Annotated in this window: 24 protein-coding genes; 9 read left to right on the top strand and 15 right to left on the bottom strand. The window is 70.9% G+C overall.

Annotated elements, in window-relative coordinates; translation table 11 throughout:
• Nucleotides 1-15: 15 nt before the first annotated feature.
• On the bottom strand, nt 16-882 hold the full coding sequence (locus OG801_RS17590; RefSeq protein WP_406030116.1) for an SDR family NAD(P)-dependent oxidoreductase: 867 nt from the start codon (nt 880-882) through the stop codon (nt 16-18).
• 94 nt (nt 883-976) lie between these two features.
• Between OG801_RS17590 and OG801_RS17585 the strand changes: the two genes are divergently transcribed.
• The 3 genes from OG801_RS17585 to OG801_RS17575 all read left to right on the top strand — a co-directional run bounded on the left by OG801_RS17585 (nt 977) and on the right by OG801_RS17575 (nt 3,742).
• On the top strand, nt 977-1,429 hold the full coding sequence (locus tag OG801_RS17585) for a MarR family transcriptional regulator (RefSeq protein WP_355019371.1): 453 nt from the start codon (nt 977-979) through the stop codon (nt 1,427-1,429).
• 16 nt (nt 1,430-1,445) lie between these two features.
• On the top strand, nt 1,446-2,396 hold the full coding sequence (locus OG801_RS17580; RefSeq protein WP_406030114.1) for a metallophosphoesterase: 951 nt from the start codon (nt 1,446-1,448) through the stop codon (nt 2,394-2,396).
• A gap of 95 nt (nt 2,397-2,491) precedes the next feature.
• Entirely contained in the window at nt 2,492-3,742 is a 1,251-nt protein-coding gene (locus OG801_RS17575; protein ID WP_406030112.1) for a serine hydrolase domain-containing protein, read from the top strand.
• Nucleotides 3,743-3,766: 24 nt separating this feature from the next.
• Here OG801_RS17575 and OG801_RS17570 read toward each other — a convergent pair whose 3' ends face one another.
• Together OG801_RS17570 and OG801_RS17565 are read right to left on the bottom strand one after the other, a co-directional pair.
• Nucleotides 3,767-4,402 (bottom strand): response regulator, encoded by a 636-nt coding sequence (locus OG801_RS17570; RefSeq protein ID WP_406030110.1) that lies wholly within the window; start codon nt 4,400-4,402, stop codon nt 3,767-3,769.
• Nucleotides 4,395-5,621: a sensor histidine kinase gene (locus OG801_RS17565; RefSeq protein WP_406030108.1), complete on the bottom strand. Its 1,227-nt coding sequence runs from the start codon at nt 5,619-5,621 to the stop codon at nt 4,395-4,397. The genes OG801_RS17570 and OG801_RS17565 overlap by 8 nt, the downstream gene beginning before the upstream one ends.
• Before the next feature lie 175 nt (nt 5,622-5,796).
• Between OG801_RS17565 and OG801_RS17560 the strand changes: the two genes are divergently transcribed.
• Entirely contained in the window at nt 5,797-6,870 is a 1,074-nt protein-coding gene (locus OG801_RS17560) for an SMP-30/gluconolactonase/LRE family protein (protein ID WP_406030106.1), read from the top strand.
• A 191-nt stretch (nt 6,871-7,061) separates the two neighbouring features.
• A complete protein-coding gene (locus OG801_RS17555; protein WP_406030104.1) occupies nt 7,062-8,150 on the top strand; it encodes an ankyrin repeat domain-containing protein in 1,089 nt (362 codons plus the stop codon).
• 9 nt (nt 8,151-8,159) lie between these two features.
• Here OG801_RS17555 and OG801_RS17550 read toward each other — a convergent pair whose 3' ends face one another.
• Nucleotides 8,160-8,912, bottom strand: coding sequence for a GyrI-like domain-containing protein (locus OG801_RS17550; protein ID WP_406036284.1), 753 nt, complete (start codon nt 8,910-8,912; stop codon nt 8,160-8,162).
• Between the two features lie 120 nt (nt 8,913-9,032).
• Here OG801_RS17550 and OG801_RS17545 point away from each other — a divergent pair, with 120 nt between their 5' ends.
• Both OG801_RS17545 and OG801_RS17540 read left to right on the top strand, forming a co-directional pair.
• Nucleotides 9,033-9,395, top strand: a complete 363-nt coding sequence (locus OG801_RS17545; protein ID WP_406030102.1) for a nuclear transport factor 2 family protein — start codon at nt 9,033-9,035, stop codon at nt 9,393-9,395.
• Between the two features lie 35 nt (nt 9,396-9,430).
• Complete coding sequence (locus OG801_RS17540) at nt 9,431-10,216, top strand: SDR family oxidoreductase (RefSeq protein ID WP_406030101.1); 786 nt, start codon at nt 9,431-9,433, stop codon at nt 10,214-10,216.
• Between the two features lie 11 nt (nt 10,217-10,227).
• Here the strand turns inward: OG801_RS17540 and OG801_RS17535 are convergent, their stop codons facing one another.
• The 3 genes from OG801_RS17535 to OG801_RS17525 form a co-directional block, all read right to left on the bottom strand.
• Nucleotides 10,228-11,472, bottom strand: coding sequence for a class I SAM-dependent methyltransferase (locus OG801_RS17535; RefSeq protein ID WP_406030099.1), 1,245 nt, complete (start codon nt 11,470-11,472; stop codon nt 10,228-10,230).
• Between the two features lie 29 nt (nt 11,473-11,501).
• The gene (locus OG801_RS17530) at nt 11,502-12,842 is read right to left on the bottom strand and encodes an NAD(P)/FAD-dependent oxidoreductase (protein WP_406030097.1); all 1,341 of its coding nucleotides are present in this window, start codon (nt 12,840-12,842) and stop codon (nt 11,502-11,504) included.
• A 148-nt stretch (nt 12,843-12,990) separates the two neighbouring features.
• On the bottom strand, nt 12,991-14,232 hold the full coding sequence (locus OG801_RS17525; protein ID WP_406030095.1) for a DUF222 domain-containing protein: 1,242 nt from the start codon (nt 14,230-14,232) through the stop codon (nt 12,991-12,993).
• A gap of 576 nt (nt 14,233-14,808) precedes the next feature.
• On the opposite strand from OG801_RS17525, the gene OG801_RS17520 reads away from it, so the two are divergent.
• Nucleotides 14,809-15,294, top strand: a complete 486-nt coding sequence (locus tag OG801_RS17520) for a GNAT family N-acetyltransferase (protein WP_406030093.1) — start codon at nt 14,809-14,811, stop codon at nt 15,292-15,294.
• Nucleotides 15,295-15,309: 15 nt separating this feature from the next.
• Here the strand turns inward: OG801_RS17520 and OG801_RS17515 are convergent, their stop codons facing one another.
• Genes OG801_RS17515 through OG801_RS17480 form a run of 8 tightly spaced genes read right to left on the bottom strand, consistent with a single transcriptional unit; the run spans nt 15,310 to nt 23,761 of the window.
• On the bottom strand, nt 15,310-16,044 hold the full coding sequence (locus OG801_RS17515) for an SDR family oxidoreductase (protein WP_406030091.1): 735 nt from the start codon (nt 16,042-16,044) through the stop codon (nt 15,310-15,312).
• Nucleotides 16,044-16,877, bottom strand: a complete 834-nt coding sequence (locus tag OG801_RS17510; RefSeq protein ID WP_406030090.1) for a bifunctional allantoicase/(S)-ureidoglycine aminohydrolase — start codon at nt 16,875-16,877, stop codon at nt 16,044-16,046. Before OG801_RS17510 ends, OG801_RS17515 begins: the two co-directional genes overlap by 1 nt.
• Nucleotides 16,874-18,232, bottom strand: coding sequence for an allantoinase AllB (gene allB / locus OG801_RS17505; protein WP_406030088.1), 1,359 nt, complete (start codon nt 18,230-18,232; stop codon nt 16,874-16,876). Before allB ends, OG801_RS17510 begins: the two co-directional genes overlap by 4 nt.
• Nucleotides 18,229-19,101 (bottom strand): fumarylacetoacetate hydrolase family protein, encoded by an 873-nt coding sequence (locus OG801_RS17500; RefSeq protein ID WP_406030086.1) that lies wholly within the window; start codon nt 19,099-19,101, stop codon nt 18,229-18,231. The genes allB and OG801_RS17500 overlap by 4 nt, the downstream gene beginning before the upstream one ends.
• Complete coding sequence (locus OG801_RS17495) at nt 19,098-20,228, bottom strand: glycerate kinase (protein WP_406030084.1); 1,131 nt, start codon at nt 20,226-20,228, stop codon at nt 19,098-19,100. The genes OG801_RS17500 and OG801_RS17495 overlap by 4 nt, the downstream gene beginning before the upstream one ends.
• Nucleotides 20,229-20,240: 12 nt before the next feature.
• Nucleotides 20,241-22,016, bottom strand: a complete 1,776-nt coding sequence (gene gcl / locus OG801_RS17490; protein ID WP_406030082.1) for a glyoxylate carboligase — start codon at nt 22,014-22,016, stop codon at nt 20,241-20,243.
• Between the two features lies 1 nt (nt 22,017).
• Nucleotides 22,018-22,911 (bottom strand): 2-hydroxy-3-oxopropionate reductase, encoded by an 894-nt coding sequence (locus OG801_RS17485; RefSeq protein WP_406030080.1) that lies wholly within the window; start codon nt 22,909-22,911, stop codon nt 22,018-22,020.
• A gap of 22 nt (nt 22,912-22,933) precedes the next feature.
• Nucleotides 22,934-23,761 carry a hydroxypyruvate isomerase family protein gene (locus OG801_RS17480; RefSeq protein WP_406030078.1) on the bottom strand — a complete coding sequence of 276 codons (828 nt, stop codon included), beginning with the start codon at nt 23,759-23,761 and terminating at the stop codon, nt 22,934-22,936.
• 199 nt (nt 23,762-23,960) lie between these two features.
• Here OG801_RS17480 and OG801_RS17475 point away from each other — a divergent pair, with 199 nt between their 5' ends.
• Nucleotides 23,961-25,493, top strand: coding sequence for a PucR family transcriptional regulator (locus tag OG801_RS17475; protein ID WP_406030077.1), 1,533 nt, complete (start codon nt 23,961-23,963; stop codon nt 25,491-25,493).
• Nucleotides 25,494-25,678: the final 185 nt, after the last annotated feature.

Genomic DNA, 25,678 nt, shown 5'->3' with positions numbered 1-25,678 from the left:
CCACCAACCTCCAAGTCAGAGCCGGTCGAGCAGGAGCTCGGTGGCTCGCCAGAGCTCGTCCTGGGCAGAGACGTCGGTGGCCGGATCCGCGGGAACGAGCTCGCGCCTGTGCTTCTCGGTGACGTACAGGCCGCTTCGCCCGGCGTAGCGCGCCTCGGTGGCGAGGTCGACGATCAAGCCCGCGCCGCGAGCAGGGTCACCGATGCGCAACGCTCGAAGCACCCGCTCGAGTCCGGCAGCGAAGCGGAGGTCGCGACCCAGGCCCGTCACGTTGAACCCTGGGTCCACGCAGTTGGCGGTGACCGTGGAACCGTCGAGTCTCCGAGCGAGCGCGAGCGTGAACATGATGTCGAGGAGCTTGCTCTGTCCGTAGCGCTCCGACGACCCGCGGGCCGTGAACGGGGTCGTGTCGCTCAGGACCTGCGGGATGCGGAGGTCGCCGTGTCGACGCGACGCCTCGGAGGCGACATTGACCACCCGGCCCGCGGGAGATCGCCGCAGCGACGGCAGCAGCTCACGGGTCAGCACGAAGGGCGCGAGGTAGTTGACCGCGATCATCTCGGGGAGTCCGTCCGCCGTGACCCGCGGCTCGAAGGCATGTATCCCCGCGTTGTTGATGAGTACATCGATCCGCCCGTGCCGAGACCGGATCTCCTCGCCCACCTTGCGCACCTCTCCCGGCCGGGAGAGGTCGACCACGAACACCTCCGGATCCGCGGACGGCGCGGCCTCGCGTACGGACGAGATCGTGGCCTCCGCGCGCTGCGCGCTCCGCGCCGTGATGACCAGGTGCGCTCCCGTCGCGGCCATCGAGGTCGCGGCGAGAGCACCGAGGCCACCCGTCGCCCCGGTGAGGACGATCGTCGGAGCCTCGTCGTTCATTCGGCACTGCCTCTCTTCGACCCAGCGGCCGATATAGTGTGAATATGCCCACTATATCTAATGGTGTGCAAATGCCCATTACTTGGAGAGCTGCATGACCCCGGCGACCACACGGCTCGGCTTCGAGCTCAACGCTCTGCTCAGCGCCTCGCGCGCACTCACCGAACGGTCCGCCGCGGCGTTCCACGAAGAGCTTCGCCCGGCCGCCTTCCACCTCGCCCGCTGGCTCTACGCGTACGGCCCAGCCAGACCGAGCGCAGTGGCCGAGGCCGTGGCGATGGACCGCAGCTCCGCCAGCGCCCTCTTCAAACGCATGACGTCCCTCGGTCTGGTCCAGAGCGATCGTGCGCCCGAGGACGGACGCTCGGTGCTCGTGTCCCTGACCGACGAGGGCCGCACGCAGGTCGAGCGAGCGCTCGCGCTGCGCCAGGACGAGCTGGAACGGCGTGTCGACGGCTGGTCCGAGGACGACCTGGATCGGCTCGTGTTGCTGCTCCATCGGTTCAACGACCTGCCGGGCGGTGGGGTGCAGCGAGACGGCAGTTGAACCTAGTGTGGGAACCGTGCAGTTCGGCCAGTACCCATCTCCACGTCATACGATCGCCCACCTCTCCGACCCTCACCTCTATGCCGGGGACCGGCGGATCTTCGGCAAGGTCGACCCGACGCCCGGGTTCGAGCGGGCGCTGGATCGGCTGCGGGGGATGACGACCCCACCGCAGGCGATCGTCTTCACCGGCGACCTCGCCGACCTCGGTGAGCGCGAGGCCTACGTACGCCTCCGGAAGCAGGTCGAGCCGGTCGCCGCGGACCTCGGCGCCGAGATCATCTGGGTGATGGGCAACCACGACGAGCGGGAGGTCTACTCCGAGGTGCTCTTCGGCGAGGCCTCGGACGCGCCGCAGGACCGGGTCTACGACATCGACGGGCTGCGGATCATCGCCCTGGACACCACCGTGCCCGGCTGGCACCACGGCGACATCACCGACCCCCAGCTGGACTGGCTGGCCGAGGTGCTCGCCGAGCCGGCGCCGCACGGCACCCTGCTCACGATGCATCACCCGCCGGTCCCGCTCCCCCTCAACGAGGCCAGCGTGATCATCGAGCTCGACGGCCAGGACCGGCTCGCTTCGGTGCTGGCGGGGACCGACGTACGCGCCGTTCTCGCAGGTCACCTGCACTACTCGACCTTCACCACCTTCGCCGGCATCCCGGTCTCGGTCGCCTCCGCGAGCTGCTACACCTCGGCGCCGGCGACCCTCGACCGCTACTCCGCCTCCGTCGACGGCCACCAGGCGATCTCGCTGGTCCACCTTTACGACGAGGGCGTCGGCGACGTCCCCGGCGCGCCGGTCGTCCACACCACCGTGCCGATCGGCGAGGCCCCCGAGGTCGCCGGCTTCCCCGCCTCCGTCCTCGAGAAGCTCGGCCCGATGACCCCGGCCGAGCGCCGCGACCTCTTCTCCCGCAAGGGCAAGGCCGCTCGCGCCCTGCGGCGTCAGCTTCGAGACTGACCAAGAACGCCTCGATCTCCGACTCGAGGCTGATGTGGGCGTACGCCCGGGCCCGGAACGATGGCTGCGAAACGTCAACGACGACAGGAGCAGCCATGTCTCGGACCCTCGTCCGCACGGGCACCGCAGCGATCGCCGCGGTGCTCCTTCCCCTGACGGCCGTATCGGCCGCGTACGCCCAGCCTGATCCCGAGCCCGCGGCGGCGGTCGCGCCGGACCCGACCGCACTGACCCGGGAGGCGACCGCGATCGCCGAGCGGGCCGCCGCCGAACGGCAGGGTCTCCGGGCCCGGTCGGCGACTCCCACGGCCGCCGACCTCGACCGTGCCGTCGACGCGTTCATCGCCGATGGCGCCGTCGGCGTGACCGCCCGGGTGGAGACGCCCGGCCTGGAATGGTCGGGGGCGGGTGGCGTACGCGAGGTCGGGAAGAAGAAGCCGGTAAGGCCCGGCGACCGGTTCCACGTGGCCAGCAACACCAAGACGCTGATCGCGACCCTGGTGATGCAGGAGGTCGAGCGCGGCGGCTGGACCCTGGACACGCCCGCCAACGACCTGCTCCCGGGCACCTTCCCCGACGGCGTCACGATCAAGCACCTGCTCAACCACACCTCCGGCGCCCCGCGCGGGCCCGAGGAGATCCTCTTCGATCGCGTCGAGGACCCGACCTCGTGGGACCAACTGATCGACGCGCTCGGGCAGTACTACTCCGAGGCCGAGCACCTCGCCTTCATGCGCGGCGCCGGCTGGCTCTTCGAGCCCGGCACCGACTTCTCGTACTCCAACTACGGCTATGTCGCGCTCGGGGTCATGCTCGAGAAGGAGACCGGGGAGCGGATCGAGGATCTCGTACGCGACCGGGTGCTCGAACCGGCAGGCATGCGGCAGAGCGCGTACCCGACCGACGCCCGCAACCGCGGCCCGTTCCTCGAGGACGCCGGCCACTACGAGGGCCGCTGGCGGCCGATGACCGACCTGCACCCCAGCATCTTCCACGCCGCCGGGGCCGCGACGAGCACCACCGAGGACCTCGCCGACCTCAACGAGTCGCTCCTCACCGGGCAGCTGCTCAGCCCGGCCTCGGTCGAGAAGATGTTGCCGCCGATCGCGGGCAGCGCCGACCCGGAGTACGGGTTCGGGATCTACCGGGTCGCCGACCCGTGCAATCCCGGCGAATATCTGTACGGCCATGACGGCGCCCACATGGGTGCGCAGTCGATCAGCTGGGGCTCACCGGACGGCACCCGCCAGATCACGCTCGGCTGGACCGGCCGCAACTGGGACAGCACCGACCCGATCTACGACCTCGGTCTCCTTCTCGAGCCCATGCTGCTGGCGACCTGCTGAGCCGTTGGGTGCCGTCGCCCGGCGTCAGGGTCGCAGGATGCGGCGCTCGATGGCCGTGGCGACGGCGCCGGCTCGGGTGTCGACGCCGAGCTTGGTGTAGATGTGGGAGAGGTGTGACTTGACCGTCGCCTCGCTGACCAGGAGCTCGCGGGCCATCTCCTTGTTGCCCAGGCCCCGGGCGAGCAGCCGCAGGATCTCGACCTCGCGCGGGCTCACCTTCGGCACCGGCGAGGCGGCCCGCTGCAGCAGCCGGGTCGCGACCGACGGCGCCAGCACGGTCTCTCCTCGTGCGGTGCCGCGGATGGCGCGGAACAGCTCGTCGGGCGGCGCGTCCTTCAACAGGTAGCCCGCGGCACCAGCGTCCACGGCCTCGAGGACGTCGGCCTCGGTGTCGTAGGTCGTCAGGACGAGTACGTGCGGCGGCGACGGCAGCTCCCGGACCAGCCGGGTGGTCTCCGCTCCGCCCGGTCCGTCGCCGAGGCTGAGGTCCATCAGCACGACGTCCGGCCAGGTCTCGCCGACGACCGCGACGGCCTGGGCCGAGTCGGCCGCCTCGCCGACCACGTCCAGGTCGTCCTGGGCGTCCACCAGGGCGCGTACGCCTGCCCGGACCACCGGATGGTCGTCCACCAGCACCACCCGGATGCGTTGCTCAGCCACGACGTTCCTCCCCCTGAGATGCTGCCTGTCCGGCCGCGAACGAGGCCGCGACCACCGTGCCCTCGCCCGGGGCGCTCTCGATGACCAAGTCTCCACCCAGCAGGCGGGCGCGAGCCCGCATTCCGGCCAGGCCGTGTCCGCGCAGCCCGTCCGGTTCCTTGAGCTGGGCCGCCTCGAACCCGGCTCCGTCGTCGCGTACGTCCAGGGCGACCCCGCCCTCGTGGAAGGTGAGCGAGACGACCGCCGTGCTCGCGTCGGCGTGCTCGGCGACGTTGGCGAGCGCGCCCCGCAGGGTGCGTACGACGGCGGTCGCCACCCGCCCGCCGACCTCGTGCGGGTCGCCGTGGACGTGGACCGGGACGCTGAGCCCGGTGGTGGCGGCGACGTCGTCGGCGACCTGGCGTACGGCGGTGGCCAGCGCCGATCCGCCGGTCAGCTCGGTGGGGGCGAGGTCGCGGACGACCCGTCGCGCCTCGTCGAGCGAGGAGCGGGCCATGGTGGCCGCCTGGTCGACGTGGCTGCGGGCGTCGGCCGGGCGCGACTCCCACTCCTGGTCGGACGCCTGGAGCAGCAGGTTGATGCTGGTCAGGCCCTGGGCGACGCTGTCGTGGATCTCCCGGCTCAGCCGCGCGCGCTCGGCCACGACACCGGCTCGGCGCTCGGCGTCGGCGACCTCGTCCTGGGCTGCCTCGAGCTCGTTGAGGAGTGCACGACGAGTCATCGCGTCGCGCTCGAGAGCACGGTAGGCGGTCACCGCGAGCACGGCGACACAGACCGGCCCGAGCAGCACGGTCGGGTCGGCAAGGCCGGTCATCCGGCTCCAGGCGACGGCGACGACCGCGACGAGGAACACCGTGACGGCCACGGCCCAGCGGAACGGCAGCACCCGCAGCGCCAGGAAGACCAGCGGCACGGCCGCCCACGAGAACGACGGCGCGATCAGCGCCAGCACCGTCCAGCAGGCGATCACTGCGCTCAGCCAGACGACCGCGGCCGTGCCGGCGAGGCGGCGGCCCGCGGCGTACGCGATCAGGAGGACGGCGGCGCCGGGCAGGACCACCTCGGCCTGGTCGCCGAAGCCGTGCCCCTGCAGGTAGCGCGCTACCGAGGCGATGACGAGCACCACCAGTGAGACGTGGAGCCAGCGGTCGAGCATCGTCTGGCCGGCCAGGATCCCACCGGCGCTGGGTCCTGGAGCTGGCGCGGCATCGGTCGACATGGTCGTTCAAGGCTAGGCCGCTCGCGGGGCTCCGGCATCATCCGATCGGCTATCCGGGGTGTCGCCGAACGGCTATCCAGACGTCGCCGGTCACCCGATGTCCGGACCCCTCCCCGACGGCGATGGTTGATGCATCAGCTCGACCAACCGCACCGAACACCGGAGGAGCACCACCATGCGTACGTCCCGAATCGCCGCCCTCGCCGGCCTGGCCGGCATCGCCGCCTCGGCCACCCTGTCCTTCACCGCCCTCGGCATGGGCACCGCGGCCAACGCCGCCGAGGGCAACGGCCGCCCGGCGAGCTACCTGCTCGAGGGCGACCCGTCCGCCCAGGGCGGCTCGAAGTTCGAGGGCATCGGCGTGGACCAGGAGTCCGGGAGGTTCTACGTCAGCGAGGTCACCGGCGGCGAGATCCAGCGCGGCTCGGCCGACCGTGCCCAGGCCGAGGAGTGGCTGGCCGGTGACGGCACCGACGGCCGCTACACCGCTCGCGGCATCACCGTCGACGACGAGGGCCGCGTCTACATCGCCGGCGGCCCGAACGGCACCGGCAATGACCGCCCCGACCTGTGGGTCTACAGCCCCGAGGGCGAGCTGCTCGCCGCCCTCCGCGTCCCCGACGACAACGCGTTCCTCAACGATGTCGCGATCGGGCCGGACGGGGCTGCGTACTTCACCAACTCCAACGACCCGACGATCATCCGCGTCGCCGAGGGTGCCGAGACGACCGGAGCGAGGTCGAGCGGCGAGCTTGCTCGTCCGCTTGCGCCGAGCGAGGGAGTAACCGCGCGAAGCGCGGACGGCTGGCAGGCCACCGAGTGGGCCGACGGCAGCTCGCTGATCACCCCGGTCGAGGGCTTCAACCTCGGTGGCATCGTGCTGAGCCAGGACCGCTCCGCGTTCGTGGTCGCCCAGGGCACCACCGGGCAGCTGTGGCGCTTCTCCGTCGCCACCGGCGAGGTCAGCGAGATCGACACCGACGGCGCGAACCTGCGCAACGCCGACGGTCTGATCCGGCAGGGGCGCGACCTCGCGGTGATCCGCAACTTCGACAAGGAGATCGTGCACCTCGAGCTGAACCCCTCCGCCACCTCCGCGGAGCACGTCTCCTCCCGTGCCACCGACCCGAACCGCGTCTTCACCACCGGCAAGCTGCTCGGCGGCAGGTTGCTGCTGGTCGACAGCCACTTCGACGAGCAGACCGCGCAGGGACCGTACGAGATCGTCACCGCCCGGATGCCGCGATGACGCTGTCCACATCTGCGCGGCCACACCTGCGGTGGTCGACCGCCGCCGCGGCGTTGGCCGTGCTTCTGGCAGGCTGCGCCGCGGCGCCGTCGGAGACTGCCGAACCGTCTCCATCGAGCTCCGCGTCGAGCCCGGCGTCCGCCCCGACGAAGGGGGCGAAGAGCACCCCCGACCCCGAGGAGCGACAGCGGATGAACGAGCAGCTGATCAAGGCCGCCTGGGACAACGACGTGGCCCGTGCCCGTCAGCTGATCCAGGCCGGGGCCGACGTCAACTACGAGGACGAGACCCAGCAGAGCGCCTACCTCATCGCCGCGAGCGAGGGCTATGTCGACCTGCTCGATCTGACCCTCCGCAACGGCGCCGAGGTCAACGCCAAGGACTCCTACGACGGCACCGCGCTGATCCGCGCCGCCGAGCGCGGCCACGCCGACGTCGTGGGGCGTCTGGTGCAGGCCGGGATCGACCTCGATCACGTCAACAACCTGGGCTGGACCGCCCTGCACGAGGCGGTCGTCCTGGGTGACGACGGCCCGGACGCGGCCGACACCGTACGGGTGCTCGTCGCGGCCGGCGTGGACATCTCGATCGAGGCGGGCCGGGACGGGAAGACAGCCCTGGAGCACGCCGAGGAGCGTGGTTTCGACGCGATCGTGTCGACGCTGCGTACGGCTTCGGCCGAGGTCGCCGACGGTGACCAGCAGCTCCTACGTTCCGCGTCAGGGGGTGATGCGGACTCGGCCGCGGCGGCCCTCCGTGGCGGCGCCGATCTGGAGACCAGGGACGGCAACCGGCGTACGCCGCTGCTGCTCGCGGTCACCGACGACCACCTCGAGACGGCCCGTCTGCTGGTGCACCTGGGTGCCGACCCGGACGCCCTCGACGGCCAGCACGACACGCCCTGGCTGGTCACCGGTGTCACCGGGAGCGTCCCGATGGCCGAGCTGTTGCTCAGCGTCGACCCGGACCTGACCGTACGCAACCGCTACGGCGGCCTCTCGATCATCCCCGCCAGCGAGCGCGGCCACGCGGACTACGTGGAGCGGGTCGCTCGCACCGAGATCGACATCGACCACGTCAACGACCTCGGCTGGACCGCCCTCCTCGAGGCCGTGATCCTCGGCGAGGGGTCCGACCGCTGGCAGCGGGTCGTCCGCAGCCTGCTCGAGAACGGCGCCGATCCGGGCATCGCCGACCGCGACGGCGTGACCCCGCTCGAGCACGCCCGCAACCGAGGCTTCACCGAGATCGCGCGGATCATTGAGCAGCAAGGCGGCTGATCAGCCGGCTCAGGTGACGCGAAAGACGGGCCAGCCGATCTCGGTGCGCCACGCAGCGGGATCGCTTGTGTCACGAGGACCGACGACGTAGACCTCCCGCACCGGCCCGGCCACCGACATCGCGTTCTCCACCACCCAGGTCCCGAGCTCGCCGTACGTCACCTCGATGCCGTCGTGCTCGCCGACGTGGGTGGTGACTGCCAGCTCCGCGGCCGGAAGGGTCGCGGGGTGCACACGGCCGGTGCGAGGTGGCGCATCGGTCGGCAGGTAGACGAGCGCGTGACCGCGCTCCTGCTCGAAGAGGGCGTTGTCGTAGCTGCCGCCCGGCGGTCCGGTCACGGCGGTGCCGACGGCCGCCTCCAGCTCGGCCATCGCGCCGGCGTACCAGGTCTTGACGTCGCGATGCCCGACGACGGCCTCCACCGCGGCGACCGTCCGGGCGGGCTCCGCGCGCAGCTCGACGTCGATCGGCGCGGGGTCGGGCCGGAGCAGGCGGCGCAGCGACACGACCGCGGCCCGGGTGCGGTCGAGCTCGTCCTCGAGGCGTTGCAGATGGTCCGCGACCAGGGCCGCCCGGACGCCCGGGTCGGGGGTCCGCAGGATCCGTTGCACATCGCCCAGAGGGACGTCGAGCTCGCGGAGTCGGTGGATGACCTGCGCGGTCGGGATCTGGTCGACGCTGTAGTAGCGGTATCCGGTGGTCTCGTCCACCACAGCGGGATCCAGCAGGGCCGCCTCGTGATAGCGACGCAGGGTCCGCACACTCAAGTGGGTCAACCGCGAGAACTCCCCGATGGTCAGCACCCCCTCATTGTGAACGCTCCCCCTGGGGGAGAGTCCACCGCTTGACCCTCCCGCGCGGCGAGGCCAGATGGTGGGCTCATGACACAGCACACCGATCTTCCGTCCGACCTGCTCCCGACCACCGTGCGCGAGTTCCTCGCCGCCCACGTCGCCCGCGACGCCGACACCGCCTCGTCGTTCCTCGTCGAGGATGCCGTGGTCGTCGACCAGGACGAGACCTTCCGCGGCCGAGAGGAAGCCCACGCGTTCCTGCGGGACGCCGGCACCGAGTTCGAGTACACGACCGAGCAGATCGGCGCTCGCCGCGTCGATGACGCCCACTGGGTGGTCACCGTGCGGCTCGAGGGCACCTTCCCGGGTGGCGTCGCCGAGCTCGACTACCGGTTCACGCTGCGAGACAGCCTCGTCGCCGAACTCGTCATCGCCAACCACCCAGCCTGACCGAACCCCACCACCTCGATCTTCAAAGGAGAGAAATGTCCATCTCAGATCGCGATCGTCTCGATGGTCGCCGGGCGTTGGTCACGGGCGGCTCGAAAGGCTCGGGCAAGACCGTCGCGGAGAGACTGCGAGAGCTGGGTGCCGACGTGTACGTGACGGCGCGCACCATGCCCGACGGGTACGAGCACCCTGACCGGTTCATCGAAGCAGACATCCTGACAGCAGAAGGCACCGACGCCGTGGCCGCTCGCATCGCGGAGGCCGGCGCACTCGACATCCTGGTTCACGTCGTCGGAGGGGCGTCGACACCGTCCGGTGGATTCGCGGTCATCACCGATGACCAGTGGTTCACGGAGCTGAACCTCAACTTCCTCGGGGCGGTGCGGCTGGATCGAGCTCTTCTCCCGGCGATGATCGGGGCCGGGTCGGGCGTGGTGCTGCACTTCACCTCGATCCAGCGTGAGCTGCCCCTGTACGACGCGTCCTTGGCCTACGCAGCAGCGAAGGCCGCGCTGCGCACGTACAGCAAGGGGCTTGCCAACGAGCTCGCGCCGCGCGGCGTACGGGTCAACGCGATCAGCCCCGGCGGGATCGAGACCGAAGCGTACGAACGATTCGTGGACCGGATCGCCGAGGGCAACGGACTCACCCGTGAAGCAGCCAAGCAGACGATCTACGACTCCCTCGGAGGAGTACCCCTGGGACGGTTCGCGAACACCGAGGAGATCGCGGACCTGGTCGGATTCCTCGTCTCGGACCGCGCCTCGGCGATCGTCGGCGCCGAGTACGTGATCGACGGCGGCACCGTCCCGACCGTCTAAGCCGGGCGCCGTCAGCGAGCAACCACCTCGTCCCGGCTGAACGTGAGCTGCTGGACGTCGATGTAATCGGCCGCGAACCCGGCCCGGGAGTACTCGAGGTAGAAGTGCCACATCCGCAGGAACGTCTCGTCGAACCCGAGCGCCCGGACCTCCTCGGCGCGATCACGCAGCGAGGCGTCCCACCGTCGCAGGGTCTCCGCGTAGTGGGCGCCGAAGGAGGGCCGGCTCCGCAGCCGGAGCCGGGTGTGTGCCTCGGTGACGCCGGTGATCGCCTCGGTCGAGGGGAGCAGCCCGCCGGGGAAGATGTACTTGGTGATCCAGGTCTCGGTGTTCCGGGTGGCGAGCATCCGGTCGTGCGGCATGGTGATCGCCTGGATCACCGCGGTGCCGCCCGGGGCCAGAACCTCGTCGATCTTCGCGAAGTAGACCGGCCAGAACCGTTCGCCGACCGCCTCGATCATCTCGACCGAGACCACCGCGTCGTACGTCCCGTCCACGGCCCGGTAGTCGCGCAGCTCCACGTCCACCCGATGGTCCAGACCGGCCGCGCCGATCCGGCGCCGGGCCAGCGCGGCCTGCTCGACGGAGAGGGTCACCGAGGTGACCTGGGCGCCCCGGGCGGCGGCCCGCAGGGCGAGCTCTCCCCAGCCGGTCCCGATCTCGAGCAGACGGGTGCCGGGTCCGACTCCCGCCTCGTCGAGGATCCGGTCGATCTTGCGGTGCTGGGCGAGCGCCAGGTCCTCCGTCGAGGGCAGAGTGGAGAAGAGGCCCGCCGAGTAGCTCATCGTCGGGTCCAGGAAGAGCGCGAAGAACTCGTTCGACAGGTCGTAGTGGTGGCCGATGTGCTCGCGCGCGTTCTCCGGGGTGTTCAGGTCCTTCGCGCCGCGGCGCCGCTCGTAGACCCCGCGCATCCGCTGCGCCCACCCGGGCAGGAGACCGTCGAGGTCCCGGCACAGCACGGTCAGGGTCTCCCCCAGCTCCGGGGCGTCCCAGGCTCCGGTCATGTACGCCTCGCCGAAGCCGATCAGCCCGTGCCGGCTGAGCCTGGCGTAGAACTCCTCGGGCCGGTGCAGCACGATGTCAGCCGGGCTGCCGTCCTCGCTCACATTGATCCCGAGCCGCTTCGTAGCGGCCCGGAAGACGGCCGCGGCGGCAGCCGCGGTGCCCCGGGTCACCGGGCCGCTCGGTGCTTCCTGCAGCATCGGCCAACGCTCACCCACCAGGTTCTGGGCGGCGGGGGCTTCGATGGTCTTCATCGGACTCCTTCGTGGTGGTGCAGTGGTGTCTACGTACCGGCAGGCGTCGTAGCCCCGGTCGCGGAGTCGGGCCGCTCCGCGGGGGTGGTCCAGGACAGTCCCAGCCGCTGGACAGCCCGGGCGCCGGATCGGGCGCCGTCCTCGTGGAACCCCCAGCCACGCCAGGCGCCGGCGAAGACCAGCGCGCCGGAGTCCAGCTCGTCGGCCCGCTGTTGCGCGGCCACCGACTCCGGGGTGTAGAGCGGGTGCTCGTACTCCATGGTGGCGATGACCTTCGCAGGATCGATCAGGTCGGCCCCACCGAGCGTGACCAGGTGACGTACGCCGCCTGGAGCCGGCAGCCGCATCAATCTGGTCAGGTCGTAGGTGACCGTGACCTGCCCGCGGCCCGGGCGCTCCAGATAGTTCCACGAGGACCGGACGTGCTCGCTGTCCGGCAGCAGGCTGGTGTCGGTGTGCAGCTGAGCCTGGTTGGCGGAGTACGGGAACCCACCCAGGATCTCCCGCTGGGCCGCCGTGGGCTCGCCGAGCATCGCCAGCGACTGTCCGGGATGGGTCGCCAGCACGGCCGCGTCGAAGAGCTCGGTGCGCCCGTTGCCGTCGGTGATCTCGATCCCCCTGCCGGTCTCGACCACGTTCACGACCTTCGTCGAGGTCAGCACCCGGCCGCCGCGGTCGCGGATCGCGGCGGCGACCCGCTCGACGTACGTCGCCGACCCGCCGGTGACCGTGCGCCAGCGCGGCGAACCGAAGATCTGCAGCATCCCGTGGTGGCTGAGGAACTCGAAGAGGTAGCGAGCCGGGTAGCTCAGCGCCGTGGCCGGGTCGCAGGACCACACCGCGGCGACCAGCGGAGCCATGAAATGGCGGCGGAAGTGCGGCGTGAACCCGTGCTCGTCCAGGAACGCCTCGAGGGTGCGATCGTCGGGCTCACCGCCGGCGAGGAGTGCCCGCGCCGCCCGGTGGAACCGCGGGATCTCGGTGAGCATCCGCAGGTGCGCCGGACGGAACGCACGACGGTCGGGCTGCACCCCGCGCAGCCCGCGCGCGCCTGCGTACTCCACTCCGGCGCTCTGCGAACGCACCGACATCGACATCTCGGAGACCTGCGTCGGCACATCGAGCTCCGCGAAGAGCCGGAGCAGGGTCGGATACGTACGCCGGTTGTGCACGATGAACCCCGTGTCGATCGCCAGCTCGCTCCCGTCCGGCGCGGTGACGCGGTGGGTGTCGGCATGGCCGCCCAGCCTGTCGTCGGCCTCGAAGAGAGTGACCGCGCCGTTCAGGGACGCGACGTACGCCGCGGTCAGGCCGGCCACCCCGCTGCCCACCACGGCGACCCGACGGCGATCGTGGTCGGGACTGCTCATCAGACTCCTCGGTGTCGAAGTGGGCGGTCGGCGCACACGCGCCGCCACCCGGTCTTCGGTCACCGGGGCGAATCGGATTGGCTTCAGGCCATCTTTTCCGTGCCGTCACCGAGACCGGCTCGGTGGGTAGCTGGTGCGAGTCCTCGGCCTATCTGCGTCTGGTGAAGCGGATGTCGCCGCTGGGTAGGCGCTCGTGGAGGTACGCGGTGTCGTGGGCGCGGTGGTGGTGATGGGAGCAGAGCAGGGCGGCGTTGTCGAGGTCGGTGTTTCCGCCGAGTGCCCAGGCGATCCAGTGGTGGGCCTCGGCCCAGGTGCCAGGGATGTCGCAGCCCTCGGCCTCACAGGTCGCGGATCGGAGCAGGAGGGCTCGGCGTTGGGCAGCGGTGAAGAAGCGTTGCATGCGGCCCAGGTCAAGAACCTCGGAAGCACCGCCGAGGACGGCGGGGATGATGTTCGCGTTGCAGGCCAGCCGGCGGGCCTCGGCGGCGGTGATCGGGGTGCCGCCCACGATCTGGGCGATGCCGGCCTCGGTGCGGAGCTGGTCGAGGTCGATGGTCACGATCACCGTGGTCGCATCCCCACCATGGATCGGGAGCCGGGTGGGGTCGAGGGTCTCCAGCATCTGGCACAACGCACGTCCGAGCCTGCGGTCGTAGGGCAGATATTCGCCGGTCTCGGTGCGGGTGCCGTCGTCGCGCCGGGGCGAGGCGAACGCTTCCAGGTTGGTCGCGAGCCGATCCGCGGCCCCGTCTGGGACCACCGCAGTGATCCGGGTGGTGCCGTCCCCGACACGGCGCATGGTCAGCCGGGTCTTCTTCCGAGCGTGGGCCTCCTCGGCCGCGAGCCGTCGGGCTTCCTCGGCCTCGGCGATCTCAGGGGCGATCACGTCCAGGATCCGGCGGCCCAGGCGACGCAGCTGGGTGGGATCGAACCGGGTCGCATAGGCGACCAGCGTCTCCTCGGCCTTCGTCTTGATCTCGGGATCGAGGTCAGCGGGGAGGTCGTCGAGGGCATTCACGATGACGAGGGCCTGGGCCGGGTTGCAGGCGCCGGCGCGCATCGCGGCCGCGACCAGCCCGTAAGAACGGTCCAGGGCCACGGCCAGCCGCAGGTCGGCGCGCAGGACCTCGGGCCGCTGGCGGGTGTGGTGATGCAGCCAGGCCGCCACATCCCGTGCCGCGCTCTCGGCCGCCACATCGTCAGCGGCGGCGAGCACCCGGAGCTCGAGCTCAGCCAACTGCGCCTTCGCCCGCGCGATCTCGACCAGCGTGGCGGCCTTCTGATCGGTGGCCATGAACGACGGGTTCGCCTCCGCAACCTCCTCAAGCGCGGCGGTAACCGCGACCACCGCCCCCAGCACAGGGTGTTGTGGCTGCTGCAGCATGGTCATCACGGTCACCTCCCGACGTACGAACACAAGGGTTTCTGCCTGTGCAGAATCCCGGTTGGTTCGCTGGTCTCGGAGGCCCGGCAGTACGGGCTATTACTTACCCTCGCAGCTCAGCGTTCACGCCCCTGGTTCCCCTGGATTACCCCACCCCCGTTATCTCCCGGGTAGAAGAGGCACGCCTCTTTCGAGGTGGTCGGCCTTCACGTTCACGCCTGCGCCGAGCCTACCATATTGTGCAAGCCGAAACGACCTCGGAAACCCGAGAGGGAACGACCGAAAACCCGATCAGGGACAGGTATCCCAGGCAAACCGGACCGCTGCTGGAAGCCCGCAAGACAGCCACATGGCACCCAGGCCAGGCACCCTGCTTCTAAATCTCCCAGCCCAGACACCGTATCGGCCCCACCCGTGCTGGCACCCGGACACGGGACCAGACAGACACTCATCCACCGGCCCCACACGCAGGCGGCCAGCGAGCCGCGAGGCCACGATGGCAGCGAGTACCCAACCGTGATGGCGGCACCGGAGCTCGAAGTCTGCGGATTCAGACCAGCACATGTTGCCTACGATGGGTCAGTGGTCGAACTGGTTGCGCCCGACCCTGCACTGCGAGATGCGTGGCTCGAGTGCCATCGGGAATGGGGCCCTGGAGTCCACGAGGACGGCTTCGGCCTCGCACCCGACGATGACGTAGAGAGCCCGAACGGTTTCGCCGCCTGGGTGGATCGGATCCGTGCCAAGCCTGCGCACTTCTGGTGGATCGTCGACCGAGACGCGATCCTAGGCGGCATCGTGCTGCGTACGACCAACAGCGACCAGGTGCTTCGAACCGGGCATGTGGGTTACGGCATCCGGCCGTCAGCCCGACGACGAGGGCTCGCGAGCTGGGCACTCGCTGAGATCCGCCGACATGGACGCGCGGCCGGTCTGGAGCGTCTCCTCCTGGTCTGCGCCGACGACAACGTCGCCTCGATCAAGACGATCGAGGGATGCGGCGGGCTTCTGGAGGGCACCGTGAGCCACGGCGCCGACCAGGTCCGGCGCTATTGGGTCAGTCTTTGAGGATCCCAAAGCCGGTCAGCCGCGACCGGCGTACGGCATCCCGGTCGCGAGAATGGTCATCGTGGGGACGCTGACGCCGAGCGGGAGCTGGGCCATGGCGACGACCGCGTCGGCGACGTGCTGCGGGTCGAAGGTCGGCTCGGGGCGTACGGAGCCGTCGGCCTGACGGGCGCCGACAGCGATGCCGGCGGTCATCTCGGTGGCGGCGTTGCCGATGTCGATCTGGCCGACCGCGATGTCGTGGGCACGGCCGTCGAGGGCCAGGGCACGGGTGAGACCGGTGATCGCGTGCTTGGAGGTGGTGTAGGCGGCGCTGCCCGGTCGCGGTACGTGCGCGGAGATAGAGCCGTTGTTGATGATCCGCCCGCCCCGAGGGTTCTGCCGCTTCATCTGGGCGAAGGCCTCGCGGGCGCAGAGGAAGGAGCCGGTGACGTTGACGGCCAGGGTCGCGGCGAACTCCTCGGGCGCGATCTCGTCGGCCTCGCCACTCGGCCCGAAGGTGCCGGCATTGTTGACCAGCAGGTCCACGCGGCCCCACATCCCGACGGCAGCGGCGAACGCCGCCGACACCTCGGCGGCGGAAGCCACGTCCGTGGGCAGTACGAGGGACCGTGCCATCACCGACGCGGTCTCCTCCAGAGACGACCGGGTGCGGCCGAGGAGCGCGACCTGGAAGCCGGCGCCGTCCAGCGCCTGCGCGATCACCCTCCCCAGGCCGGAGCCAGCCCCGGTGACGACCGCGACCGCCATCAGGTGAACTGCCGGCTCAGCTGGGCGTGCCGGTTGACGTCCTTGTAGAGCAGGTAGCGGAACCGGTCGGGACCACCGGCGTAGCAGGCCTGCGGACAGAAGGCCCGCAGCCACATGAAGTCGCCCTCCTGCACCTCCACCCAGTCCTTGTTGAGCAGGTAGACGGCCTTGCCCTCGAGGACGTAGAGCCCGTGCTCCATCACGTGCGTCTCCGGGAACGGGATCGCGCCACCCGGCTCGAAGCTGACGATGTTGACGTGCATGTCGTGGCGTACGTCATCGGGGTCGACGAAGCGCTGGGTCTTCCAGGCGCCGTTGGTGCCCGGCATCTCGCCGCCGGGCACGTCGACCTCGTTGGTGACGAATGCGTCCGGCACCGAGATTCCCTCGACCCGCTGGTAGGCCTTGCGGATCCAGTGGAAGCGGGCGACCTGGTCGCTGGTGTTGTGCAGCGTCCAGGTGGAGCCGGGCGGGAGGAAGGCGTAGCCGCCGGGGGTGAGATCGTGCTTCGCGCCCTCGACCGAGAGCGTCAGCGCGCCCTCGACCACGAACAGGACGCCCTCCGCGCCCGGGTCGAGCTCGGGCTTGTCGCTGCCGCCGCCGGGCGAGACCTCGACGATGTACTGCGAGAACGTCTCGGCGAACCCCGAGAGCGGGCGGGCGATCACCCACAGCCGGGTGCCCTCCCAGAACGGGAGCTTGCTGGTGACGATGTCGCGCATGGTGCCACGGGGGAGCACGGCGTACGCCTCGGTGAAGACGGCCCGGTCGGTGGTCAGCTCACGCTGCGACGGGTGACCGCCGGTCGGGGCGTAGTAGCGGGGTTCGCTCATGGTCGGGCTCCTTCTCGGGTGACTCGGGTGAGCAGCCGGCCCTGGGGCGCGGCCTCGATGTCGATCTTCTCGCCACGCAGCCAGGTCTCGCGGACAACTCCCGCGAGGGTGCGGCCGTGGTAGGGCGTGACGGCGTTCTTGTGATGGAGCTTCGCGGCATCGACCACGTAGGAGTCCTCGGGGGCGAGGACGCAGAAGTCGGCGTCGTGGCCGACCTGGATCCGGCCCTTTCGGCTCAGCCCGGCATGACGTGCCGGAGCCTCGGACATCCAGCGGGCGACGTCGGCGAGGGTGAAGCCGCGGCTCCTTGCCTCGGTCCAGACTGCCGACAGGCCCAGCTGGAGCGAGGAGATGCCTCCCCAGGCGACCCCGAAGTCGCCGGTGTCGAGGGCCTTCAGGTCCGGCGTCGAGGGCGAGTGGTCGGTGACGACCATGTCGATGACGCCTTCCCGCAGGCCGTTCCACAGCAGCTCGCGGTTGGCCGCCTCCCGGATCGGCGGGCAGCACTTGTACTGCGTCGCGCCGTCGGGGATCTCCTCCGCGGCGAAGGTCAGGTAGTGCGGGCAGGTCTCCGCCGTGATCGGGACCCCGTCGCGACGGGCCGACGCCAGCATCGCGAGCACGTCGGAGCTGGAGACGTGCAGGATGTGGACACGGCAGCCGGTCCACCGGGCCAGCTCGATCACCTGGGCGATGGCGAGGTTCTCCGCGCCCCGCGGACGGCTGTGCAGGAAGCGTTCGTACGCCTCACCACCCGCCGCGGGCGCGTGCTCGATCGCGTGGGCGTCCTCGGCGTGCACGATCAGCAGCCCGTCGAAGGAGCGGATCTCGCGCATCGCCTGCTCGAGCTGCTCGGCGTCGAGCGGCGGGAACTCGTCGACCCCCGAGTGCAGCAGGAAGCACTTGAAGCCGGAGACCCCGGCCTCGTGCAACGTACGCAGCTCTCCGACGTTGCCCGGGATTGCCCCGCCCCAGAAGCCGACGTCGACGAAGGCCTGGCTCGCGGCGGTCCTGCGCTTGAGGTCGAGGGCCGGGAGGTCGCAGGTGGGCGGGATGCTGTTGAGCGGCATGTCCACGATCGTGGTGACCCCGCCGGCGGCCGCGGCGCGCGTCGCCGAGGCGAAGCCCTCCCACTCGGTCCGACCCGGGTCGTTGACGTGTACGTGCGCGTCGACGACCCCGGGCATCAGCACCTCGTCGTCGGCGAGCTCTACCACCTGGACCGCGGTCAGGCCCTCCGCGATCGGCGCTACCGCGACGATCTCGCCGTCGCGAACTCCGACGGCTCCCGCTCGCTCGCCCTCGGGGGTCACCATCCGTGCCGCCCGGATGACGACATCGAGATCTCGACTCACACCCTCACCTCCGCCTCATCGACTGCCACCACCCGCGTCCGCTGACGCCCGAGGCCGGTCACCTCGGCCTCGACCACGTGCCCCTCCCGCAGGAAGGGCCGGGGCTCGGGCCGCAACGCTGCGACCCCACCAGGTGTCCCGGTCAGCACCAGGTCGCCGGGCTCGAGTGTCATCAGCGTACTGAGGAAGGCGAGGAGCTCACCGACGCCGTAGGCCATCCGGGCAGTCGTCCCTCGCTGTCTCCGCTCGCCGTCGACCCAGAGCTCCAGGCCGAGGGCCTGCGGGTCGCCGACGGCGTCGGGGGTGACCAGCCACGGGCCGATGGGGGTGAAGGTGTCGGCACACTTCCCCTTGGCCCACGTCGGCCCGGCCGCGATCCGCGCACGCTCGCTGACGTCGTCGGCCGTGAGGTAGCCGCCGACCGAGGCCAGGGCCTGCCGCGGGTCTCTGCACCGGGACAGCCGGCGCCCGATCACCACGCCCAGCTCGACCTCGTAGTCGGTCATGGTCGACCCCGGCGGCAGCTCGATCGCGTCGTGGGGCCCCACGACGGAGGTCGAGGGCTTGAGGAACACGACCGGCTCGTCCGGGATGGCGACACCGGCCTCCTCCGCATGGTCCTCGTAGTTGAGCCCGATCCCGACGACCTTGCCCGGCCGGGCCACCGGCGGTCCGATCCGGGTGCCGTCGGCGACGACGGGCAGGCTGCCCAATGCGATCAAGTCTTGGATCAACCTGAGCCGCACCGGGTCGCCGAGCACGTTGCCGTCGATCGCCGGCACGACGACCGACAGATCGCGCAGTACGTCCTGGTCGTCGAGGGCCGCGGGGCGCTCCTGGCCCGGCGGACCCACACTCAGCAGTCTCATGCGTCCTCCTTGATGAGATGGTCGGCGGCGATCCGCTCGGCGATCTGCTCGAGCAGGGCGGCGCCCTCGGTCAGGCACCGTTGCCGGTCGGGCTGGAGGTCCGTCAAGGCGTACGCAGCGCCGATCCCGGCCGCCCGCAGCCGGTCGTGGTCGAGATGGTTGACCCCGCAGACCGCCACGACCGGGACACCGGCGCGTGCGGCCGCGGCGGCGACCCCGGCAGGGGCCTTTCCGTTGAGGGTCTGCTCGTCGAGCGCGCCCTCACCGGTGACGACGAGGTCCGCCCCGTCCAGCCCGGCGGCGAAGTCGACCAGCTCGAGCACGAGCTCGATGCCCGATCGCAGCTCCGCGCCCAGCAGGGCGAGTGCGGCGAAGCCGACGCCGCCGGCCGCTCCGGCGCCGGGGTGACCACGGAGATCGGTCCCGGTGAACGACGCCACCAGAGATGCCCAGCGGCCGAGCGCGGCGTCCAGCCGTCGTACCTGGTCCGCATCGGCCCCTTTCTGCGGGCCGTAGACCGCGGCCGCCCCGGTGGGGCCGGTGAGCGGGTTGTCGACGTCGCACGCGACCGTGACCGAGACCCCGTCGAGGCGCCGCCGCAGCTCGTCGACCTCGATCCGGGCGACCTCCTCGAGCCCGGCTCCGCCTGGACCCACCGGTTTCCCGGCGACGGTGAACAGCCTGGCGCCGAGCCCGCAGAGCAGACCCGCTCCCCCGTCGGTGCTGGCGCTGCCGCCGATCCCGAGCACGATCCGGCGACAGCCCGCATCGATCGCGGCCGCCATCGCCTGCCCGGCCCCGAGGCTGGAGGCCCGCATCGGATCCGGCACACCCGGCAGCCGCGCCAACCCGGAAGCGTCGGCGAGCTCGACGACCGCGACTGCGTCGCGACGGGCGTACGCGGTCTCGACCGGCTCTCCCGTCGGCCCGGCCACGCGGACCGGGACGAGGACGAACCCGGCGGACTCGGCCGCCGCCAGGGTGCCGTCGCCACCGTCGGCGACCGGGATCGCGTCGACGGTCACGCCAGGACTCCCCCGGCGGATCCCGGAGCTCACCGCCGCCGCGACCTCGGCAGCGGTGAGCGATCCCTTGAACTTGTCGGAGGCGACCAGCACGCGGACCACGGGGTGCCGCCCTCAGCCCAGCGGGACGAGCGCGGTCGGGGCGTGCTCACCACGCTCGGCCAGCTCCTCGAACTCGACGACGCCGTCGATCTCGACGCCCATCGAGACGTTGGTGACGCGCTCGAGGATCACCTCGACCAGCACCGGCACGCGGTATTCGGCCATCAGGGCCTTGGCCTTCTCGAAGGCGGCACCGAGATCGGCAGGATCGGTCACCCGGATCGCCTTGCAGCCCAGGCCTTCGGCGACCTTGAGGTGGTCGACGCCGTAGCCCTCGAGCTCTGGGCTGTTGACGTTGTTGAAGGCGAGCTCGACGCAGAAGTCCATCTCGAACCCACGCTGGGCCTGGCGGATCAGGCCGAGGTAGGAGTTGTTCACGACCACGTGGATGTAGGGGATGTTGAACTGGGCGCCGACCGCCAGCTCCTCGATCAGGAACTGGAAGTCGTAGTCGCCCGAGAGCGCGACGACCTGGCCGTCGGGGACGGCGGTCGCGACCCCCAGGGCGGCCGGCAGGGTCCAGCCGAGCGGGCCGGCCTGGCCGGCGTTGATCCAGTGCCGCGGCTTGTAGACGTGCAGCAGCTGCGCCGCCTGGATCTGGGACAGACCGATCGTGGTGACGTAGCGGGTGCCGGAGCCGAAGGCCCGGTTCATCTCCTCGTAGACCCGCTGCGGCTTGATCGGGACGTTGTCGAAGTGGGTCTTGCGCTGAAGGGTCCGCTTGCGCTCGGCGCACTCCTCGGCCCAGGCCGCACGGTCGGGGACGCGCCCGGCCGCCGACCACCCCTTCGCGACCTCGACGAGCACCTCGAGCGCCGCACGGGCGTCGGAGACGATCGAGTAGTCCGCCGCGAAGACCCGGCCGATCTGGGTCGGCTCGATGTCGATGTGCACGAACGTACGTCCGCGGGTGTAGGTCTCGACCGAGCCGGTGTGGCGGTTGGCCCACCGGTTGCCGATGCCGAGCACGAAGTCGCTGGCCAGCATCGTCGCGTTGCCGTAGCGGTGGGAGGTCTGCAGCCCCACCATGCCCGCGTTGAGCGTGTGGTCGTCCGGGATCGTGCCCCAACCCATCAGCGTCGGGACGACGGGAACCCCGGTGACCTCGGCGAGCTCGACGAGCAGGTCGGCGGCGTCGGCGTTGATCACGCCACCGCCCGCGACGATCAGCGGGCGCTCCGCCTCGAGCATCATCGCCAGCGCCTTCTCGGCCTGGGCACGGCTGGCCGCCGGCCTGGCGATCGGCAAGGGCTCGTACGTCTCGATGTCGAAGTCGATCTCGGCCTGCTGGACGTCGAGCGGCAGGTCGATCAGGACCGGGCCGGGACGTCCCTCGCGCATGAGCCGGAAGGCCTTCTGGAAGGTGCCCGGGACCTGGGCGGGCTCCATCACGGTGACCGCCATCTTGGTGAGCGGTCCGGCGACGGAGGCGATGTCGACCGCCTGGAAGTCCTCCTTGTGGAGCTTCGCGACCGATGCCTGGCCCGTGATGCACAGGATCGGGATCGAGTCTGCGGAGGCCGAGTAGAGCCCGGTGATCATGTCGGTGCCGGCGGGACCGGAGGTGCCGATGCAGACGCCGATGTTGCCGGCCTTCGCTCGGGTGTAGCCCTCGGCCATGTGCGAGGCCGCCTCGACGTGGCGGGCGAGCACGTGCTGGAGCCCGCCGTGCTTGCGCATCGCGCTGTAGAACGGGTTGATCGCGGCACCCGGGAGGCCGAACAGCTGGGTCGCGCCCTCCTTCTCCAGGATCAGGACGGCGGCGTCGACCGCGCGCATGCGTGCCATGTCAGTTCTCCCCCTTGCTGCCCGAGCCGCTCAGGCGCTCGACGCCCCGCAGCAGGGCGGAATGGTCCAGGCCGCCGTCGCCGTTGGCCCGCGCGCTCGCCATCAGCTGGGCGACCAGCGAGCCGAGCGGGACCACGACGCCGGCCTCGCGGGCAGCGGCGGTGACGATCCCCATGTCCTTGTGGTGCAGGTCGATCCGGAAGCCGGGCTGGAAGGAGCGGGTGAGCATGTTCTCCTTCTTCTGGTTGAGCACGCTCGACCCGGCGAGCCCGCCACCGAGCACCTCGAGGGCGGCCTTCGTGTCCACGCCGTACGCCTCGAGGAAGACGACCGCCTCCGAGAGCGCCTGGATGTTGGCGGCGACGATGAGCTGGTTGGCGGCCTTGACGGTCTGGCCGGCGCCGCTCGGGCCGACGTGGACGATGGTCTTGCCGACGACATCGAAGAGCGGCCTCGCGGTGGCGAAGTCGTCGGCTTCACCGCCGACCATGATCGAGAGGGCCGCGTTCTTCGCGCCCGCCTCGCCACCGGAGACCGGGGCGTCGAGGATGCGGAAGCCACGCGTCGTGGCCTGCTCGGCGAGCGCGGCGCTCACGTCGGGCCGGATGCTGGAGAAGTCGATGATCAGCGCGCCGGCCGGGGCGGTCTCGAAGACGCCACCCTCGGCGGTGAGCACCTCCTCGACGTGGGGCGAGTCCGGGACCATGACGCAGACGACGTCGGCGTCGCGGCAGGCCTCCGCGGTCGAGGTCGCCGCACGACCGCCCGCGGTGGCCAGGGCCTGGGTGCGCTCGGGGCTGTGGTCGAAGCCGGCGACGGTGTGACCGGCGTCGACGAGGTGGGCGGCCATCGGGCTGCCCATGATGCCGAGGCCGATGAAGGCGATGTTGCTCATGATGTTCCCTCCTACGGGGTCGTCAGTGGGTGGCGGTGGCGGTGGCGGTGGCGCGGCGATCTCGCGGCAGCCAGTCGAAGCTCTCGGCCGAGGTCGTGGCGGGCTTGTACTCCAGCCCGACCCAGCCGGCGTACCCGGCCGCCTCGAGCGCGGCGAGCTGCCGCTCGAGCGGGAGCTCGCCGGTGCCGGGTTCGTTGCGGCCCGGGGCGTCGGCGATCTGTACGTGGGCGATGCGAGCGGCGTACGCAGCGATCACCGCGTCGACGTCGTCGCCGTTCACGGCGAGGTGGTAGAGGTCGGCGAGCAGGCCGATGTTGGCCTCCCCGGCTCGGTCGATCGCCGCGATCGCGTCGGCGGCGGTGAGCAGCGGATAGCGATCGGCACCGCTGACCGGCTCGACCAGCACGGTGCCGCCGATCCGGGCGGCCGCGCGGGCGGCCAGCGCGAGGTTCTCGGCGCCGAGCTCGTCCTGCGCCTCGGGGGCGACGCCGACGACGCGGTTGCCGTAGAGAGCGTTGAACGCGGCGCAGCCGAGCCGCTCACCGATGCCGATCGTGACGTCGATGTTGTCGCGGAACTCCGCCGAACGAGCCGGCCAAGAGACCAGGCCGCGGTCACCGGCGGGCATGTCGCCGGCGAAGAAGTTGAGGCCGACCAGGTGCACCCCGGCGTCCTGCACGGCGGCGACGAAGGCGTCTACGTCCTTGTCGGACGGCACCGCCTCGGCGAACGGCCACCAGAACTCCACCGCGTCGAAGCCGGCGGCCTTCACCGCCGCGGGGCGCTCGAGCAGCGGGAGCTCGGTGAACAGGATCGAGCAGTTCACCTCGTACCGGAGCTGGTGGTTCATCACACCGTTCCTTCCGTATTGCGGAATTTGATTTCTGACATTCGAAATATAAGGATGTGAGCGGAGTCACGTCAACCCCGAGCAGGACTCGGCCGCAAAGTGGTGAAGAAACGACAACGGGCCTCCCGCGTGTATGCGCGGGCGTTGTACGTTCCTCCAAGACGCGGCCGAATTGGACCGGCCGACCGGTGGAGGCACCGTGCTACTTGCAGAGCTGTTGGAGACGCCCAGCCTGGGCCTGCGACTCCTGCACGCGCCCGAGGGCTCGCTCGAGCGTCCGGTGGGGCGCACGATCACGATCGACCTGCTCGAGCCGGGTCGCTACCTGAACGGCGGCGAGCTCGTGCTCACCGGTCTGGTCTGGCGCCGCGGGCCGGAGGACAGCGAGACGTTCGTGTCCTCGATCGCGGAGGGCGGCGCGACGTGTCTGCTGGCCGGGGCGGCCCTCCTCGGCGCGGTTCCCGACGACCTCGTCGACGCCTGCCACCGCCATCAGGTCGCCCTGGTGGAGGTGCCCGGCGATGTGGCGTTCGCCGACGTGACCGAGTACGTCGCGGCCGCCGGCGCCGCCGGTGCGAGCGCCCGGATGTCGGCCAGTCTGGCCCGTCAGCGCCAGCTCCTCTCCGCCATCGCATCGGGCCGCAGCCTCGACGAGCTGGCCGCACGGGTGACCTCCGAGATCGGCCACGCGTGCCGGGTGCTCACCGCGAGCGGACGCCATGTCGTACCGGGACCCGGGGAGCTCGATCCGGAGACGGTCGACGCGCTGACCCGCCGCTTCCTGACCGCCGACCTGCTGCCCGCCGTGGCCGAGGTGGGCGACCGCAGCTACTCGCTGTTCCCGATCGGATCGGGCCTGGCCGACCGCCTCACCGGATGGACCGTGGCGGTCGAGGGCGACCACACCACCTGGCCGCGGGAGGACCTCGACATGGTCCACGAGTTCGGCGCCATCACCGCACTGGACCGCTCCCGGCGCGACGAGGGATTTCGCGTCCTGCGACCACTCGCGGCGGCGACCCTCGCCCACCTGGAGGCCGGTGCCTCACCTACCGAGATCGCGACCGGGCTACGCCAGTCCGGGCTCGATCCGGAGCGGCCGCTGGTGCTCGCCGTGGCCGAGCTCGGACCGGGTGGTCCGCCGGACGCGGTGGCCGCGGTGCTCGAGGATGTGGCCCTCGGCCTGGGGCCGTCCGTGGTCGCGAGCGCGCGGGACGGTTGTGCCGTCGCCTTCCTCCCGGCCCGCCCGGACCTCACCGACCAGCTGCGCCGCTCGCTCACCCGGCTGGCGCCGGCTCTGGTCCGCGGCTCGCTGTCGGTCGGGCTGAGCGGCGAGAGCGGCGTCGACGCGCTGGCCGGCGCGCTCGAGGAGGCCCGGTTCGCGCACCGGGTCGCCCGCTCCGGCGGCGGCGCGGTGGCGTTGTCCAGCTCGGAGGAGGTCACCTCTCACGTACTCCTGCTCGCCACGGTCCCCGACGACATCCGCCGCACCTACGCGCAGCGCGTCCTCGGCCCCGTCCTCGAGCACGACCAGCGCACCGGCAGCGACCTGGTGCCGACGCTCGACCGGTTCCTGACGTACGCCGGGTCATGGACGCGTACGGCGGAATCGCTCCACCTCCACGTCAACAGCGTGCGCTACCGGATCTCCCGGGTCGAGGAGCTGACCGGGCGTGACCTGACCACGATGGAGGACCGGGTCGACGTCTTCCTCGCCCTCAGATCGCTGTGAACCAGCCTGCAACGCGCTGGGCCGGCGCCGTGTAACACGTCGTTCGTAGGACTACTCGCCCTATTGGAACGACCGGAAAGTCCTACGAACAGCGTGTTACACGCCGATCCCGGAGCCGTGTTTCACGCCACGGAAACCACACGGAAACCGGCCGTACGTCATTCTGGAGCATCACACAAAGGCCG

Source organism: Nocardioides sp. NBC_00163 (assembly GCF_045206295.1).
Taxonomy (GTDB): Bacteria; Actinomycetota; Actinomycetes; order Propionibacteriales; family Nocardioidaceae; genus Nocardioides.
The sequence above is the reverse complement of the archived record's forward strand: the minus strand, read 5'-3'. Positions and strand labels throughout refer to the sequence as shown.